General features: G+C 66.0%; 14 protein-coding genes and 1 pseudogene. 12 read left to right on the top strand and 3 right to left on the bottom strand.

Features of this window, described 5'->3' with window-relative positions:
- Positions 1-209 precede the first annotated feature (209 nt).
- The 5 genes and pseudogenes from ACLQ3B_RS04775 to ACLQ3B_RS04755 all read left to right on the top strand — a co-directional run bounded on the left by ACLQ3B_RS04775 (position 210) and on the right by ACLQ3B_RS04755 (position 7,359).
- Positions 210-641, top strand: a complete 432-nt coding sequence (locus tag ACLQ3B_RS04775) for a HEAT repeat domain-containing protein (RefSeq protein WP_425777647.1) — start codon at positions 210-212, stop codon at positions 639-641.
- 959 nt (positions 642-1,600) lie between these two features.
- Positions 1,601-2,770: a hypothetical protein gene (locus ACLQ3B_RS04770; RefSeq protein ID WP_425777645.1), complete on the top strand. Its 1,170-nt coding sequence runs from the start codon at positions 1,601-1,603 to the stop codon at positions 2,768-2,770.
- Between the two features lie 19 nt (positions 2,771-2,789).
- On the top strand, positions 2,790-3,461 hold the full coding sequence (locus ACLQ3B_RS04765; protein ID WP_425777643.1) for a hypothetical protein: 672 nt from the start codon (positions 2,790-2,792) through the stop codon (positions 3,459-3,461).
- 1,390 nt (positions 3,462-4,851) lie between these two features.
- A pseudogene (locus tag ACLQ3B_RS04760) lies at positions 4,852-5,004 on the top strand (zinc-ribbon domain-containing protein); the annotation flags it as partial.
- Between the two features lie 21 nt (positions 5,005-5,025).
- Positions 5,026-7,359, top strand: a complete 2,334-nt coding sequence (locus tag ACLQ3B_RS04755; protein ID WP_425778056.1) for a zinc-ribbon domain-containing protein — start codon at positions 5,026-5,028, stop codon at positions 7,357-7,359.
- Between the two features lie 45 nt (positions 7,360-7,404).
- Here ACLQ3B_RS04755 and ACLQ3B_RS04750 read toward each other — a convergent pair whose 3' ends face one another.
- From ACLQ3B_RS04750 to ACLQ3B_RS04740, 3 genes are all read right to left on the bottom strand, one after another.
- Complete coding sequence (locus ACLQ3B_RS04750; protein WP_357256054.1) at positions 7,405-7,548, bottom strand: hypothetical protein; 144 nt, start codon at positions 7,546-7,548, stop codon at positions 7,405-7,407.
- Between the two features lie 1,083 nt (positions 7,549-8,631).
- A complete protein-coding gene (locus ACLQ3B_RS04745; protein ID WP_425777641.1) occupies positions 8,632-9,096 on the bottom strand; it encodes a hypothetical protein in 465 nt (154 codons plus the stop codon).
- 403 nt (positions 9,097-9,499) lie between these two features.
- Positions 9,500-10,126 (bottom strand): hypothetical protein, encoded by a 627-nt coding sequence (locus tag ACLQ3B_RS04740; protein WP_425777640.1) that lies wholly within the window; start codon positions 10,124-10,126, stop codon positions 9,500-9,502.
- A 146-nt stretch (positions 10,127-10,272) separates the two neighbouring features.
- Between ACLQ3B_RS04740 and ACLQ3B_RS04735 the strand changes: the two genes are divergently transcribed.
- The 7 genes from ACLQ3B_RS04735 (at position 10,273) to ACLQ3B_RS04705 (ending at position 17,165) form a co-directional block, all read left to right on the top strand.
- Positions 10,273-10,428 (top strand): hypothetical protein, encoded by a 156-nt coding sequence (locus ACLQ3B_RS04735; protein WP_425777638.1) that lies wholly within the window; start codon positions 10,273-10,275, stop codon positions 10,426-10,428.
- A 166-nt stretch (positions 10,429-10,594) separates the two neighbouring features.
- Complete coding sequence (locus ACLQ3B_RS04730; protein WP_425777636.1) at positions 10,595-10,924, top strand: hypothetical protein; 330 nt, start codon at positions 10,595-10,597, stop codon at positions 10,922-10,924.
- A 107-nt stretch (positions 10,925-11,031) separates the two neighbouring features.
- Complete coding sequence (locus ACLQ3B_RS04725) at positions 11,032-11,529, top strand: hypothetical protein (RefSeq protein ID WP_425777635.1); 498 nt, start codon at positions 11,032-11,034, stop codon at positions 11,527-11,529.
- Positions 11,530-11,716: 187 nt separating this feature from the next.
- On the top strand, positions 11,717-12,274 hold the full coding sequence (locus tag ACLQ3B_RS04720) for a hypothetical protein (protein WP_425777633.1): 558 nt from the start codon (positions 11,717-11,719) through the stop codon (positions 12,272-12,274).
- 617 nt (positions 12,275-12,891) lie between these two features.
- Positions 12,892-14,004 (top strand): hypothetical protein, encoded by a 1,113-nt coding sequence (locus ACLQ3B_RS04715; protein ID WP_425777631.1) that lies wholly within the window; start codon positions 12,892-12,894, stop codon positions 14,002-14,004.
- A 759-nt stretch (positions 14,005-14,763) separates the two neighbouring features.
- Positions 14,764-15,162: an effector-associated constant component EACC1 gene (locus ACLQ3B_RS04710; RefSeq protein WP_425777629.1), complete on the top strand. Its 399-nt coding sequence runs from the start codon at positions 14,764-14,766 to the stop codon at positions 15,160-15,162.
- On the top strand, positions 15,159-17,165 hold the full coding sequence (locus tag ACLQ3B_RS04705) for a caspase, EACC1-associated type (RefSeq protein WP_425777627.1): 2,007 nt from the start codon (positions 15,159-15,161) through the stop codon (positions 17,163-17,165). Before ACLQ3B_RS04710 ends, ACLQ3B_RS04705 begins: the two co-directional genes overlap by 4 nt.
- The last annotated feature ends 4 nt before the right edge of the window (positions 17,166-17,169 follow it).

Raw genomic sequence — 17,169 nt, 5'->3', positions numbered from 1 at the left:
AGTAGACCTAATCGATCATGACCTGGCGTCAAGGATCCTCCGACGCCGTCCGTCAAACATCATCCGAGACCAGGCATCGCCGGCAGCCGGCTGCCAAGTCTCGGGACGTCCGTGCCAGCGCGGTCTCGGGACGGGGATGACATATCCGGATCTTGCGTCCGCGAGGTTAAGGCAATGCGGCGACCAAAGGCCGCCGCCAGCCTGCACCGATGGGCGATGACGAACGCAGGCGTGAACTCACCACGCGCTGGGAGCACAACCGCGAGCGTGCCATACGCACGTCGATCGGGAACTTCGGGCGCGCCCTGGGCATGATGAGGAGTCGGGATCCGCAGTTGGCGGAGGATGGATTTGGACTGTTGCAGGCCATGGCTGGGCAGCACGTTGACGAGCTGGTCGACGAGTTTGGTCGCGAGACCGACTACAGCATGCGGTGTTGGCTGTTGGAGCTCATCGGGGACGCCCGTTCGCCTCCGGCGTTCGAGCTGCTCGCTGCGGAACTGCTGAGTGACGACGAGTCATTCAGCGGTCGGGCGGAACGGGGTCTGCGCGCACTGGACACCAAAGACGCTCGACGGTTGCTGTGGCAAACGGGAAAGAACGGGCCACCTGCACCCGAGGGAGCGTTACGCGCGTCCTGATACCCATCTGTCACGGACGTCCTGAGACTTGACAGCGGCAGCCGGCAACCCTGCTCGCGGAATCGCTGCTCAGGCTGGGTAGACGGCGGTGGCGTCGTCGCTGCGCTTGTTGCGTGCCCCTTCATGCAGGACGGGTCGGCGGCCTCGATGGCGCGGACTCGGCTGATCAGCTCGGTCGGTCCGTCCTGGGCCACGGCGTCGAGCACGTCGGCCAGTCGAGCAGGCCGAACAGGGCCACCAGACGGGCTGCTCCGTCGGTCAGCACAGCGACCCGTCGGACGCTGTCGAGTGATACCTCTCCGGTGATCGCGTGTTGGGCTGCGCACGGGTCGGCCGCTGCCACCCAATACCCGCCGGGCTGGTTACGAGCGGCCAACTCGGCGTGCTTCATCCGCAGCAACGCAGCCTGCTTCTCGGCCGATCCGAACGGGTGCCGGTCAGCCTCGTCACGCTCTGCACGGGCGGCCCGATCCCTTACCGCAAAAGGGGAACCAGCCCGGGCGACGACATGATGATCGGCTACACCGTACCGGAGATCCGACGACTGCTCACCGCACTCAGAGTGCGATCAACCCACCCACCCGAGCACGTCTGGGCCTGGTCACGATGGCGCCGACGACGCCAACACCAAGCCCGAACCTGCCACTACCGACGACACGGCTACCCTGACCAACTGCCGTTGCAGTACTAGGGCTGGCCCTCGAGCTGCCGCCGAAGTGTGTTGTGGACGCTTCCGGACGAGTTGCCCGGCGCAGCCGACGCCTTCCTGGGTCGTCGACGTCGTCCAGCCGGAGCCACTCTCCCATCGCTCTTCGCACAGGCGCGAATATGAAGTTCTTATGCATTCGCGATGGTGGCGGGCGCATGCCACACTCGGCCGAGATTGACGACAGCTTGGCATGGAGGGTTTCGTGCGAAAGGTTCTCGGATCGGTTGTCGCGGTGGCCACCCTAGTAAGCGTGTTCGCCATCGTCGCGTGGCACGGCCGGGGATCTGAAACACCGAAGGCAGGCCTTTCAATTGATCGGGTTGCGCCCGGCGAACTGACGAGTGTCAGTCACGTACAGTCTGACAACCCAGATCCGAAGATCAATTTCCGGCGCACGCCAACCGAGGGCAGATGGCGCGAAGATCAGAACGACAATCAGTTGTTCTCACTGCCGGGCCCACTGCGGGTGACCGTCCGCTGCATCAGTAAGGACGCGAACGTCGACCTCTCGGACAGGGACTCCCGGAGTTGGTACTACGTCACGGCAGCGGAGGGACCTTACCCGGGGGTTTCGGGATTCGTCTTCGGGCTGCTGGTGCAGCAGCCGGGCCCGGCGCCGGCCTGCGACGACGCGATCCTGGCGCAGTACCCGTTCAAGCCTGGTCGGTTGACCCTCACGCAGGGCGAACCGGCAGCGCAGGGCGGGTACTACTACTCGATCGCCCTGCGCGGCTTCGCGTCGAACCACACCTACCGCGTGGGGTGCTACGACGACGCGGATCCAGAAGTCCGACCCGAACAGACCGTGCCGTTCCGGGAGTTCGACCTCCGTACGGACCAGAACGGCAACGCCGGTAGCGACCGAGGCTGCCGCAGCGGTGAGGGCAGCCGGTATTGGGTTGAGGTAGGGCCCTACTCATCAGATTTTGTGAGCTGGACTGCCGCGCCCGCGAAGGCCACGCCGAAGGCGCCGGCGCCGCCCACACCTAACGATGGACTGACGACGTCGGTGCCCCCTCCGCCGCAGCAGAACCAGGCTCCGCCGCCTCCGCCTCCGCCTCATTCCCCGTCTCGCACCATTGTGGTGCAGAACCAGGTCACGAACGGTGCCACCGGGATGCGTGAGGACTCGTCACAGGCGTACCTGTCGACACAGACCGCTCCGAAATGCCGGCTCAACGGATGCATGATCCCCAACACGTGGCTGAGCACAGGCGACAGCCTGACCGCCATCTGTTGGACCAACGGCCAAGAGATGACAAACGGGATGCGATATGACCCGGTAGACGATGGCAACCCGGGGCTGGTCACCTCGGCCCTCTGGTATCGCGCTCGTGCGGCCGGCGGGCCGGAAGGCTGGATCTCTGAGGTCTACATCCGCGCCGACGACCGTGGTGGTCTCGGCCTGCCGTCCTGCTGATTCGAAGAGGGGAGTCACGTTGACCGGGGTCGGTCGCCAGCAGCCCCAGCCTGGTTTTCTTTCGTTTTTCAGCGGCAAGGTGACGATCGCCGTCGTCGCCGGCCTGCAGTTCGTGTCGGCAGTCGCCCAGCTCGTTGGTGCCGTTGTGACAGGCGCGACCGCGGTGGTGGTGACCGGGTTCGTCGCGCTCGCGGTGGTCGCGGCCACAATCTCTGCCGACCAACTCTTCAAGCATCGAAGGCTGGGCTGGCTGACGGCGAAACGGGTTGTCATCGGTCTGGTCGTGGCCGCGGTGGTTCTCCTGGCCGGGGCCATCGCCTACCTCGCCACGCGGCCCGAGAACCGGATCATCGAAGTGCGGAACGAGGTCACCAACGGACCAATCGACACACGCGAGGACGACGTGCCCGCGTTCCTGTCGACCCGACCCCAGCCAAACTGCCGCCCAGGCGACTGCCGGATTGCCGGCACCGACCTGACCACTGGCATGCGGATCACCGCCACCTGTCACACCGCCGGTCCGCGGATGACCAACGGCGAAGACGCAAGCGAAATCGACGATCGGAATCCGGGCCTTTCGACGTCCAGTCTCTGGTACAAGGCACAAACGGCCGACGGCAAGGAGGGATTCATCTCCGAGGTGTACATCCGTCCGGAGGACCGGGGCGGACTAGGTTTGCTCCGCTGCTGAGCCGCCAGACGAAGCATCGTCCTGCCCGAGAGACCCGACCTGGTCCGCGGCTGCTCGGAAGTAATCCCCGCCGCTCCGGCGGTCCTAGCGACGCGAGCAGTTGAGCTAGGGTCGCCGGCTCGGTAGCGTCGAAGGCCAGCGCGCCGGTGGTGCTGTACCTGATCAGGAGGCTGTACCCGCCGTCGTCGTCACGCTGACAGTCCCGCACTGATTAGGGTCGCCGCTGCACAACGCCGCAGGACAAGCATCGGCCGATCAGGGTGGCCCTGTGCATGCTGACACGGGCGAACCTGGCTGCTCTCGACACGACCCGGCTGTTCCCATGCACTGCCGCTGCACTAGCGAGGCGGCAGCACCACCGGGCCCCCGGACCCCATCGGCGACGGCCCCTTATACGGCTATACGGCGGTTGCCGCCCTAGGACGGCAGCCGCCTTTCGTGAGGTGACCTCGGATCGTTCCCGCGCGGGAACGAGGACGGCCACCGCATGATCGTCTGTGTGTTGTGGACACGGCATCAGACCTTGCGATGGCCGACTGCCACAGCGTAGAGCCTGTCCGATGGCGATTGGCCGACTGAGCGCGACCAGCCAGTTGGATCTTGATGCGGCGTCGGTACGCCGCTCGCCGAAGACTGAGATCCCCAAGATCACGATTGGGAGTTGGGTCCGGTAGGGCCGTTGACCCTCCGGCGCTTCTCCCGAGTGCTGTGCGCGGGCAGCACGCCCGAACCGAGGGAGCACGACAATGGAATCCACGGTGCCGGAACCCGCGCCCGTTAGGCCGTCGGGATCACGCCGACGTCGGGGATGGATTGCGGTCGCGCTGGCCGGGCTGCTGCTCGCCGGGGCCGCCGGAGTGACGGCCTGGCGGACAAGCGCAGCCCGCTCACCGGCATCCGCCGACGTCCCCGCCCCGGGCTCGGCCCAACGGCGCCTTCGTTTGCGTACGCGCTCAACTCGACCCGAACGAAAGCCATATCGACTGTCGGTGCCTTGTGGATCGGCTCGCTCGAGGTTCCTGGGACCAGGTCAGGGGGAGCTGCGCCATCTGCAGCCCAACCTCGTGCCGCACCCGCCCGCCGACGTTCGGGGCCATCGCAGATACCCTGGCCCCGATCGGTCGAGATTCCGGGCAGCTGACCAGCCGGGCAGGCGAGTTCCCGAGCTCTCGAACCATCTGCTCACAAGCGGCGAGAGCCCAAAGGGTCCTACTCTGCGAATACCCTGCTGCTTGTGCCAAGAGAAGCCGTCGACTCCACTGTTCTTGCAGAGCTCGACCCTGCCGTCGCAACTCCGCCCGCTGGCTCCGAGCAATCCCTTCCGGACAATAGGACCGTGCCGCTGCGGCGCGGTCTGACTCTGCGGGACGGGTATCCGCACCTGGTTGCGATGATTCACGCGGACCTCAATCCCGCACTTGACCTGGCAACCCTGTCAGCCGGCAACGGACGGAAACTGTGGTGGAAGTGCCCCGAAGGACCTGACCACGAGTGGCAGGCCGTCGTTGGGAACATGACAAGGCCGGGTGCAGGGTGCCCGTTCTGCGCCGGACAACGAGTCTCGGTGACGAACTCCCTTGCGGCCCGGTACCCAGCCGTTGCCGCCCAGTGGCATCCCACTCAGAACTGCGACCTGACACCGGACACCGCCGTGTTCGGCAGCAATCGGACGGCTTGGTGGTGGTGCGACTTGGGGCCTGATCACGAGTGGCAGGCGCAGATCTCTTCGCGTACGACCGGGGGGAATGGCTGCCCCTTTTGTGCCAACAAACGGGTATCCGTTACGAACTCACTCGCGGCCCGCTACCCAGCTGTCGCCGCGCAGTGGCATCCCACGAAGAACGGTGAGCTGACCCCCGACACCGTCGTGTTCGGCAGCGGCACGGTGGTGTGGTGGCTGTGCGACAGGGGCCCGGACCATGAGTGGCGGGTTCGGATTGTGCAGCGCACCACCATGGGCACCAACTGCCCGTGCTGCGCTAACCAGAAGGTGTCGGTCACCAACTCCCTCGCCGTCCTGTTTCCTGACGTCGCGGCGCAGTTGGACCCGGCCCGCAACGAAGGGATTACCGCCGACCAGGTGATTGCCGGCAGCAACAAGCCGCTGTGGTGGATCTGCGGCAAGGGGCCGGACCACACCTGGCGGGTCTCGCCGAACAGCCGTACCTTCGACAAGACCGGTTGCCCCGCATGCGCGAGCAATCAGGTGTCGTCGACTAACTGCCTAGCCACGCTGTTTCCGGCGGTCGCTGCGCAGTGGCACCCCGACCGGAACGGGACGCTTTGTCCTGAGCAGGTGACCGCGCAGAGCAACAAGCTCGTGTGGTGGCAGTGCGCAGTCGACTCACGCCACGACTGGAAAGCTAGCCCCAACTCCCGCACCCGCGCTCGGACCGGTTGCCCGTACTGCGCCAACAAGAAGGTGTCCCCTACCAACTCGCTCGCTGCCCGGTTTCCGGAGATTGCGGCACAGTTCGATCCGGCGTTGAACGGCGGTCTCACCGCCGATCAAATCGTTGCTGGCAGTGCGACCCCAGCCGTCTGGCGGTGCGATGCCGGTCCCGACCATGTGTGGTCGACCCCGGTGTGCGGGCGCACCACCCGAGACGCTGGCTGCCCGGCGTGCGGTGGACGGCAGCTGTCGAAGACGAACTCGCTCGCGACCCGATACCCGGACGTCGCCGCGCAGTGGCATCCCAGTAGGAACGGCACCCGCACTCCGGCCGATGTGATCGGTACAAGCAGCGTGGTACGAGTCTGGTGGCTCTGCCGCGAGGGCCCGGACCATGAGTGGGAGACGATCATCCGAACCCGGACTGTCGCCGGTGCCGGGTGCCCATGCTGCGCGGGGCTACGCCTATCAGTGACGAACTCCCTCCAGGCCCGGCGCCCAGACATTGCCGCCCAGTGGCACCCCACCCGGAACGGTGATCGAACTCCCGATCAAATCGTCGCTGGGAGCGGTGAGGCAGTGTGGTGGAAGTGCCCGGAGGGCCCCGATCATGAGTGGAGGGTGTCGGTAGACAAACGCACGTGTGCCGGGACCGGCTGTCCGGCCTGCGCCGGGTGGCAAGTATCAATCACGAACTCGCTCGCAAGCCTCTTCCCAGGGGTCGCCGCCCAGCTCGACCCCGCCCTCAACGACGGGCTCACCGCAGAGAAAGTCGTCGGCCGCAGCAACCGTACCCTCGTCTGGCGATGCTCAGCTGGGCCGGACCACATTTGGCCCGCCAAGGTGTACTCCCGCACGATCAATGGACAGTGCTGCCCCTGCTGCGCCGGCATGCGCCTGTCGCGCACCAACTCGCTCGCCGCCCGGTTCCCCGAGGTCGCCGCCGAACTCGACCCAGCCCTCAACGATGGCCGCACCCCTGATCAGATCCTCGCCGGCACCCACAAGCGCTTCACCTGGCGATGCCGCACCGACCCAGCCCACCTCTGGACCACGTCAGTGGCGAATCGGACAGCCGGCACCGGACATGGATGTCCCACGTGCGCCGTCACCGGGTTCCGCCCCACCCTGCCCGCGTACCTGTACCTGCTTCGCCGCACCTACGAAGGACAGCAGCAGCGGAAGATCGGGATCACGAATGTGCCGGCAGCACGGCTGAAGAAGCTACGCCGGTTCGGCTGGAAGCTGATTGAGATCAGCGACGAGATGGACGGCGGACGCGCATACGAACTGGAGCAAGCGTTCCTCCGCGGTCTCCTCAGCCGTGGGCTCCGCCGCACCCGATCGTCGCTCGTGGTCCATCGGCAGGACGGGTACACCGAGGCGTGGGAATACAGCGAGCTTCCCATCGACTCGCTCGACGACGCGTTCCGCGAAATCGCGCCGTCACTGTACGAAGACCGGGCATGTGAAGATGCTGGCGCCAGAACTGGTAGCGGTGCGTAGCATCAACCGTCCTTGCGGCCTGCGCCTGCGCCGAGCAGGCAGGCGTTAGTAGTACTCACGGATGTAGCCGAGGGCACGCTCGTAAACGTCGTTGTCGCGGATCTTGAACTTGGTCCAGAGCGTCTTGCGGAGGGACTGCTGGACCAGTCGGTCGCCCTCACGGGTGTCCTGCCAGCCCGTGAACCGCACCGCCCGAACGACCTCGTCGACCTCGTCGACGATCTTCTCGGCGATGATCGGGGTGCCGTTGCCCTTGAGGGACTGGAACAGCTCGGTGAGCGCCGCCTTGCCTCGGTCCTCGCGGGCACCTCGGCGGCAGCCTTCTCGGCGGCCACGGTGTCCCGCCCGAGGGCGAACAGCTCCTTGAGGAAGTCCAGGCTGGCCTGCTGGGAGTGGGCGTACTTCTCCCGCAGCGCCGTGAGCCGCTTGCCGAGTTCGATGAAGAGGGGATTACCGAGGTGCTTGGCGATACGGGCGGTAATCCACTATTCGACCTCGACCGGGTCGACGTCCTTCCGCCGGCCCGTCATGAGGTCTTCGATCACCTGGGCGTCCAGGACGATCATGTCGAGGTCGGTACGGGGCACCCTTAGACATAAGCGGACGCGGTCCGACTAACGACCGGGAGCAAACTGGCTGACTCTTCGGATTCGCCGAAGAGGTCACTGTTCAGGAAGCCCTGCTCAAAGGGCTCGCCGGTGGGATCTGGGTCTCAGCTCGCGGGATCCGTACCGACGCCACCGCAACGACAGCCAGAGCCGTGCATCGATGCGGGCTGGCCTCGTGATCGGCACCGGCAGGCCCCAGTTCAACAGCCGACACCAGCCAGTCGGGAGGCTGGAGGCTTGACCTCTTCGGTATCCACTGGGAGGTCACACCGCACCGCATGGGCGCATCACCGCAGGTCAAAGCCCTCGCCTCTGTCCGGCATCGGTGAGCACTTCGGACGCGGAGACCTCTTCGCCAACCTGCACCCAATCTGCTCCCAGTTGCAAGGCCAGGCCAACCAGCGGCTCCTTACCACCTTGGCCTGCGCACAATCCTTCACCAGGAGAAATAGGAAGTTGCCGATCGGAGCCCAGAACCGCAGAGCACTCCGCGGGAAACAGGACGCCGCACCGACTCTGACCTGCGCGAACGTGGAGCCGCAGGTAGGGGTGGGTGCAGTTGAGCGCCGTTCGGGGCCGTTGGACGCAGTTCAAGGCCGTTCAGAGCACCCTGCTGCTCCCAGTCTGCTCCCCCTATCCGGGCCCGGCACCGCCTCCTTGTTAGTCACAAGCAGCACCAGCAATACAGATCCTCGCCCGCATTCCGGGCGCGCTGAGCAAGGGCGGCAACCTTCTCGATCACCGGCAGCATCTCGTCGTCAGACAGTGGCCCACTCCACGCCAGTTCCTCGATCCGCCCCCAATGCGCCGACAACTCCCGCACCCGGGCGTCGCTGATAGAGGCGAGGGTGTCCCGCGCGGCCCGGTCCAGCGACATCAGCCACGGCCCGTCCTGCTCGTCCCCGCTCCACAACAACTCAAGGTCGACCAGGCTCACATCCCAGTCGACCTGTCGAACGAAGCTCACCAGCTTGCCGAGGGTCACCGTCGGCTCGATGCCCTTCAAATCAACCGCATCCACAGCTACGCCGCCACGGCTGACAGCGAACGGTCCGCCCTCGAAATCCTTCATCAACCCGACAGCCGCAGCGTCGTCGTTGGCCCGGAAGTAGTCGTACAGCACACCCATGGCACGCACTCCACCACAGGGATACGGCAGCTGACGCCCCCACATCCCAGGGGTACGCCAGGATGCTTCTGGCGGGTCAGCCTGGACCTGGTCTTCCCAGACGCACCCGCGCTCGCCGACCTAGACCAGCGTCATCGCCTGGCGGCCGGCTGAACGATGTCCGGGCCGCCGGTGTGCGGCGTCGGGAGGTAGCCGGGGTAGGGCTCCGGTAGTGCCGCCACGCAGCACAAGCGCGGCCAGCAATGGCTGCTCCGCGCCTGGCAACCCGTCGACTACAGGGCCAACGCAACAGCCGAAGACGATGTGGTCCTCAAGGCCTACATGCCCCGCAGCTTCCCCAAGGATGGCATCGATCCACACCTCGCGAACCCCGATCGCCGTCGCTTGGACCGCGTCTGGTTACTCAGCAGGACCGATGCCCTGAGGAACCGCGCACGGTCGGTGGCATGCCCGGGCGGATCCTCAGACGCAACGCGTAGTCGTGCAGTTGAAGACCCGGGCGACCGAGCGCCCATCCTTTCGCTGCCACCCCGACCCGGTACCGCCGCAGCGGCCTGCCCGCGACGGTATCGATGTGGGGTGAGGTGACCGCTTGCAAGGCCTTCCAGGCCATGCCAGCCAGAAGGACGAAGTCCCGCCGTACGCAGTCCGCTTCGTCTTCAGGGAACCACTTGAACGCCAGCCTGCCCGGCGACATCGCCTCGGGCCGTTCAGCCGTTGCCCGGTACCGACCGCCGGTAAAGGCGAGCACAGCCTCGTCCGTGGTCACAACGGAGGTGCGCAGGTACTGGATGAGGGGACCCAAGGTTTCGCCGTCACGGCCGAGCAGCCGCAAGAACGCCTGCGTGCGGTCGTGGCACATCGCAACCGGCAATGAGTCGTGCAGCGAGATGCTCCGAGCCCGCTGATCATGGGTCTCCCACTGCCCAAGACCGGCAATCGCGGGCCCCAGAGCCTCGTCGAATGCCGCCTCGTCCTCGGGCAGCATGAAGGTGCTGACCTGCTTCGAACGCGACCCCGGTTCGAACATCCGGCCATGATCGCAGACGCCCCCTTGCTCTTGACAGCCGCGCGCACGTAGATCGTTTCTGGTCACTCGACGTCGTCATAGCACCGGAAATCGTCCAGCCCTCGGCGAGGCTGTCCCCAAAAAACGGTGTAACCGCCATCGTCAAGATGGACGGCGAACGCGTGCGGGACCGCTGGACGGTGCTGGTGTCGGGCAAGCCGCTGGGCGGGGAACTCGTGCGGTGGGACGGCAACGACTTGGACGCCGGGCTGTCGCGGGTGATAGTCCAGCTTCAGGAGCGGGTTCCGGGACTGCTCGAATGAGCTACGGCCTGGAGGTTAGAAGAAGATCGCGGATGACTGGTGGCGGTACCCTTCCCCTGCTCAAGGCGTCTGCCGCTGTCGGATCACGTCGGCCTTGGCTGACCGTGTTGGCTGTACGAATGGCGGTACGGCTGCGAAATGCTGCCATGACCTGGCGGGAGGTTCGGTGGCGCTCAACAAGCGAGGCAGTAGGCCGATCGTTGTCGATGGCAAGGGTTATCGCTGGTTTGTCCGCCGGAAGCCGACGTACAGCCAGGGCTTAACCTGGTCGCCGCCGAGCTTTGCTGTTGAGCGGACGGACCCGCCTGGCTGCGCCACCCTCGTGGTCCGGCTGGCGTCCCCTCATCCCGGCAACTGGATGAACGCTCCGGCATCTCCGCTGCTGCCTTCAGGGGTGGCCAGCGCCATACGGCAAGCGCTTGACCTGGGATGGCAGCCGGATCATCCCGGATCGCCGTTCATGGTGAACCTCGGTGATGAGGACCAACTCTCGTAGCCGGCGACGGGCTAGCCCTTCGGCACGGACTGTCAGCTTGGGAATTGTCGATCTCCGGCCGCCTGCCGTGGTCGGCGGCTTGGTCCCGGCGGTGCACAATGCCCTACGTGAGCGCTCCAACACCACTCCAGATCGAGGAGAGATCCGTTCGGCTCGACTACGGGCAGTTCTGCCTCTGCGGTAATCCGGCGCCCGATGCCGACTACATCACCCTGCTCGAACAAGCGATCAACGGCTCAGGCATTGCGGCAGACGACAACGGGGTCATCGTTATCTCCCCTCACCAGAACAACTTCTCGATGCCGTTCCGTCTTGAGGTGTGGCACGACCGGCCGCCTGATGATCACGAGGATTGGGAGGAGGCGTTCGAGGCCAGCCTGCTGGTCGTCGATGGCGTGCTTCGCTACTTCAGCCCGACGGACGCGGTCGCCAACTTCGAGGTGCCCAGCGGTCGGTTCGCCGCGGGCATAGCGGGTCGGGGGTTCGTCAACGACGGCTGGCCCGGCTCGGTCACCCCCGGCGACAGGTGGCGGGTGCAGCTCTGGCCGTCTGCCAGGGACATCCCCGCGCGTCGGCTCAAGGAATGGCGTCACCCTGTCGTCTGAAGACGACAGCCACATCGGGCCGGGAAGCGGCCTCCGAAGATCAAATAGACGGTCGCTGACGCCAGCAGGCACCGCCGAAACGTAGCGCTGACCGACACTGCTCCTCGCCGCCGGCGCGCACGAGCAACCCGCGACATCCTCCGCCGCCCACGACCTACGGAGGAAAGCGGTCCGATACCTTCCATGGATGTTCAGGGGCGAAGTCGTTGTGAGCGACCTGGAGCGGGCACTCGAACAGTCTCGCCGTGCTGAGGGTCTGAGCGAGCCCGTCAAACAGCCAAGCATCGTCTGGGCGGCTGGCGACGTCGCTTCCTACACGTATCCGACGCCGTGGGGCCAGGTCCTCGACTTCGTGCTGATGACCTCGTCGGGCCTGCTTGCCGAAGGCATCGGGGCAAACGTGCCCTACGAGAAGGTAGCGGGGCTGTTGCGTAAGTTCCAGACGTCCGTACGCACAGCGACTCCATCGTTTTGCGCCTCTCACGATCCCGGAAAGCCTGACAAGGTCATCGCGACGGCCGTTGTCGCCGCCATTGTCGCCACGCCCGGCGACCGAGGTTTCGCCGCTCCGGCCGCTGAAGAGCTGTTGGTCCTCGACCGCGCCGTAGTCTGGACGCACCGAAGAGCCTTCTACGCATACGTAGTGACAGGACTGGGCGGTCAATCCTTCTTTGCCGACGTCGTCGTGCCCTTGGAGGGCATCCGTCACACAGGCATTCAAACCAAGGTGCATCCCAATATCTGAAGCCTTGGGAACTTCAGGCTCCGGTCTCGACTGCGATCGAATGCACTGCCAACGACATGCGCAGACGTCGCCCTACCGCCTCCACGGGGGCTGGCGCTGACGCCTTCAGGCTCGCCGAAGAGGTCTCCACTCCGAAGGACCCGCTCAGCACGTTGCCCGTGGGATCGATATCTCAGATGACGGACCTGCAGCGGACGTCGGCCCACTGACCCGCATCACTCCAGGTCGATCTAGAACACCTGCAGGCTCGGGGCAACGACGAAGCCGAAACTGCGAGGATTGTGCATGCCGTCAATCTTCAGCAGGAGAGCGAGGAGGCACCGGAACGCGGGGGCGGCGGCCGGAGCAAGGCATGAACAACCGCAGCGCCCTGTCAACCGCCGAGTCGCTGCCGAGGGAAGACCTTGGGACCCGCCACGCTCGTGGAGGTCGACGGCGGACCGTTCCGCCTAGTGCGGGTACTTCACCGCACTTCGCCATCCTCATCTCAAGCCGGGCGCGCTACCTACGAACACGTTGCCCTCGCCAATGTCGTCCGCAGACTAAGACGGGCTCGTAGGGCTGCCTAAGCGAGATGCCTGTCGATCGACCACGCCTCAGGCCCGTACGGTTAGCGAATGCTCGAGACCGGACTTCGCCGTGAGCTGGTCAAGAACCGCTGGCTGCTGTCCCTTGCCGTCGTTGTGACGGTGGGAGCGACGGCTTGGGCCTGGCAACTCGCCGCGACCGGTTTCAGCCGCAGTCCCCAACTCGCCGACCGTGGCGTGATCGCTGTCGCGCTCGACGCGAGCCAGACCGACGTAACCACTCCGGTGCAGGTTGACGTCGCCTACAACCCCGGAACCGGCAAGGCGGGCACGACCTCCCTGGCGCTGGTCCTGCAGCACGAGTTCGGTGCCGTGCCCGAGACCGCGCCACCGACCGCTGCCATTGTGCTGATTTGTGGTGAGTTGGCCACAGGTATCGACATGGTCAACAAATTTGACCAGCCGGTGAAGTGGAAACCCGTACAGCCGAAGTCCGAGAACGGCGACTACTGGTCCATGCTCGGCGGATCGATGTCGCGGTGCATGTACACGCGTGTTTCGCTGGAAGGTGGCGCTGCGGGCCTGCGGCAGGAGATCTTGTCTGGTGTCAGCCGAATGACAGGCACGCGCACCTCTGGGGCTCGGCTGCTCTACGTCCTGCCAGGAATCACGACCCTACCCACCGCATCCGCCGGAGATGTCGCATTCCGCCCGCTGCCACCGGGATCCAAGGCGACCATCCGCCTTTACAACCAACCCGACGACTTCAATGCGCAGACCGCCAGTCCGCAGCTGCCAGACTCCGGCATCCTTCGCTGGACCAGGGAACTGCCAGGCGGTGCGGGACCGCTCAGCTACCGCCTGTCTGGCGAGCTGCTCGACACGGCGGCTAAACAACAGCGCGACCTATTCATGGCCGGCGCGTTGGCCGGAGTCGCCGGCGGCGGCATCATGCTCGCGATCGAGGCTGCCGTTCAGTTGCTGCTGAACCGCAGCCGAAAACGCGCGGCAAGCTCGCAAGCCGTGGCCCCGCCACCCCAATCGCAGGATCTCACCAAGGTGCCTGTCCTCATCACGCCACCTACGGCCGCAACGCCTCCTCACCGCCTCGATCGCTCGATGCCCGTCGCGGTGGCCGCCGCAGTTGGGGCCACCGCCGTCCTGATCCTGCTCCGCCGCAGGAGGAACCGGCGGCGGTTCTAGGCCGACGCCACCACGACCGCACCCACAGTCGCCATCGACGCAGCCTGACTGCGTGACAAGCGTCGGCAGGCCGGGGTCGACAGCACCAGCGAGGCCGGAGAGCAGCGAACCCCAACACTTCGGGTCCGCCGAAGAGGTCTCCAGCAAGGAGCCCTGGCCAAGAGGTTGCTGGCAGGAATTGAGCATCGGTTACCGGGAGCCCTACCGACAGCAACACAGGCGGACCAAAGCCGTACGTCGATGCGGCGATATCTTTCGATCGCCCTTGACGGCCCCGCGACGACAGCCCGGCACGGGCCAGGCGGGAGCAGCGGAGATGGACCTCTTCGATCTCCGCTGGGAGTTCACACACGCCGGACAGCTCGCCCGCATCACCGCAGGTCAACGCCCGCCGTCCTGTTCAAGACTGCCGACTGCTGCTGGAGCCTGCGGAGCATTCGACAGGAAACAGGACGCCGCACCCATGAGCGCAAGCGGCCAGTGAAGGTCGGCTGAGTGTTCATGACTCCGAGGCGCCGAGGACGAGCGACTGTGGCGGTGATGGGCGTCTACCCCCAGTGGCCGCGCCGAGTTCGAGCTGGTCGTCTAGCGCGACGGCGACCGAGGCGAGATCGACGAATTTCGGATCAATCGAGAACGTACCTGCCGGGATGTTGGAGATGGGCGGCCGGGTTCCGGCAAGCTCTCCCTGGGACGCTGCCGTAGAACGCCCGTTCCGGCGGATATCCAGGCAGGCCGCGGCTGCTATATCTTGCTCCGGTGGACGGTACCCCAGATGCCGATCGATCGCTCGACGTGCGGATCTCGCTGTCCGGGGACGACCCGGAGGATCAGCTCGCTGATCTGCTCGAGTGGATCAACGACGATGCGACCTTACGCGACCAGACCAGGCCATTGATCGATGAGCCGCAGCCGGGCGAACTGAGCGGCGGAACGCTGCAGGCTCTTGAAAGCGCGGTCGCGTCCAAGGAGTTGCTGGTCGCACTCATCTCAAGTGCCGCTGGCTGGCTTACCGCCCGGGTGACGGGCCGCCGGGTCAAGATTCAGGTCAAGCGGGGCGACAGTGAAGTCTCGCTCGAAGCCGACGCCAAGCAGCTGGTTCGAGCCGACGACGTCGTCGATTCGATTCTGCATCGGCTGGACGCCCGCGACGAATGAGCGCAGCCTCCGCTTCCGGCTCCCGCGCGGTGCTGATCGGTTCCGCCCGGTACACGTCTGAGGATTTCGAGGACGCCGATGCGGTACGCCGCAACGTGGTCGCCTTAAAGGAGGTGTTGACTCAGGGGCCGGAGGCGCCGCTCCTGCCGGAAGCCTGCCGGACGGTGTTCGACCCACCGACCCAAGACGCGATGCTCGATCCGATAAGTGTGGCCGCGACCGAGGCCACGGACATGCTTTTGGTCTATTTTAGTGGTCACGGCCTGCTTCCGAGACGCGGCGATCTTCACCTCGCGGTCACCGGTGCGAGCCGGACGGAAGTTCACAAACACGCCTCGTACAGCAGAGTGGCCAGTCTGGTCGACGACAGCAAAGCTCGTGTCAAAGTCGTCATCCTTGATTGCTGCCACAGCGGAGCGGCCACCGAACTTCCGCTGGTGACGCCCGGCCGGACGACGGGAGAGGAGCCCGAAGGGCTGTACGTGCTGACGTCGTGCTCCCGGACGCTCACGTCCCAATCCCACGGTCCGCACGGTTACACGGCCTTCACCGGACACCTATTGGAAATCGTGCGGACCGGTGTGGCGGAACTCGGCACGCCCTACCTGAACGTGTCCGCCATCTATGCTGCGGTTCGCGCCCGCATGATGGATCTGAGGTTTCCGCCGCCGCAAGCGGGAATTCGCAACACGGCGGGTGAGGCCAAGCTCTTCCGGAACCGGCAATATCGGGCTACCGCCGCCGGCGGGGGCCGGTCGAGGATGCCAGCCGCGACCCATGCGTTGCTGATCGATCATCGCCGTCAGATGCTGAACCAGACTGGCCGGGGATTGCTGCCGCACGAGGCCGAGCGGGACCTCGCGGACGCCTTGGCCGAGGTGGCGCCGATGACGACGGCCGAGCTCACCGCGACTTGGATTCACGGCGTCTGGCGGCTGCCGGCGTCGCGGGCGCCCGGAGCCTTGGACGACTACGGCCAACTGCTGTGGGCCGCCGCCGAGCTGGTCTACGAGGGGGATCCCGCTGAGCACCCGGTGTTCCGGTGTGCCGCCCGGATCGCCCGGCAGCTGCCCGGTCGGCCGGAGATCCGGATGCTCGCGGATTGGATGACGAAACACCGGCCGCCCCACGCCGGCCGGACGGCCGCCGCCGCGACGGCGGCGGTGATCGTGGTGATGTCGCCTGCCGTGCGGCCGAACGCGCAGGCCAGCGTGGGAAGACGTTATTACACACCGACTGTGCTTCTGCACACCGATGTTGACGGGTTCACCTCCTGGTATCCGGATACGGCTCGCTACCCGGACGCGGACGCCGTGACGCTGGCCGAAGCTGCCGAAACGCTCGCACCGGTCCTTTACGACGGGCTAACTCAATTGGCCGCTGAAATAGCCGATAGCGACGACGAACCAGTCGTCGAGTTCGTCCTGCCGGACGAACTGTGGGACGAGCCGGTCGAGAAATGGCGGCTCCGGCCGGACCGTGCGCTGCTCGGGCGCCGGTACCCGACGGTCGTCCGCCCACTCAGCCGCCTGCACGACAAGGAAGCCCACCGGCGGTGGCGAGCCAGCTGGCGCACGCTCATGTCGCGGATCCATGACGGCAGACCGGTGCCCGTGGTGTGCCGGACGTGCGCCGGACTGCATGACGACGATTCCTTCCACGACTTCCTCGACTCCGCTGAGCAAGAGGGTGTCATCGTGCTGGCGGACCGATTGCCCTCGGGCGATCTCGACCTGCCGCCGATCCGCTACGGACTGCGCGCCGGAGTGCCCGGGTTCGTCTGGACGCGGGCGGCCCATACGGCGACCTCGCACGGAGCGGCCGCCGAGTTCCACATCGAGCTGGAACGGCGCCTGCTGAGCGCCCCAGCACACCATGTCCCACGGCTCACCCATGAAATTCGCCGCCGGCCGGAGCCGCCGTTCACCGAGGGAATCGTCTTGATGTGGGACGACCCGTCGCGGCAGCTCCCGGCGTCCCCGCTCGCCGCCCCCGGCCTCTGACCGA

The organism is Micromonospora sp. DT53, from assembly GCF_049841535.1.
GTDB lineage: Bacteria > Actinomycetota > Actinomycetes > Mycobacteriales > Micromonosporaceae > Micromonospora.
Note: the sequence above shows the minus strand (reverse complement) of the source record. Positions and strands in the feature narration are given on the sequence as shown.

Bases quoted from the DNA above. Each gene is read 5' to 3' on its own strand.
- ACLQ3B_RS04705 (WP_425777627.1), top strand. From the start codon at position 15,159: ATGAGCGCAGCCTCCGCTTCCGGCTCCCGCGCGGTGCTGATCGGTTCC.
- ACLQ3B_RS04775 (WP_425777647.1), top strand. From the start codon at position 210: ATGGGCGATGACGAACGCAGGCGTGAACTCACCACGCGCTGGGAGCAC.
- ACLQ3B_RS04715 (WP_425777631.1), top strand. From the start codon at position 12,892: ATGCTCGAGACCGGACTTCGCCGTGAGCTGGTCAAGAACCGCTGGCTG.
- ACLQ3B_RS04745 (WP_425777641.1), bottom strand. From the start codon at position 9,096: ATGGGTGTGCTGTACGACTACTTCCGGGCCAACGACGACGCTGCGGCT.
- ACLQ3B_RS04720 (WP_425777633.1), top strand. From the start codon at position 11,717: ATGTTCAGGGGCGAAGTCGTTGTGAGCGACCTGGAGCGGGCACTCGAA.
- ACLQ3B_RS04735 (WP_425777638.1), top strand. From the start codon at position 10,273: ATGGACGGCGAACGCGTGCGGGACCGCTGGACGGTGCTGGTGTCGGGC.
- ACLQ3B_RS04740 (WP_425777640.1), bottom strand. From the start codon at position 10,126: ATGTTCGAACCGGGGTCGCGTTCGAAGCAGGTCAGCACCTTCATGCTG.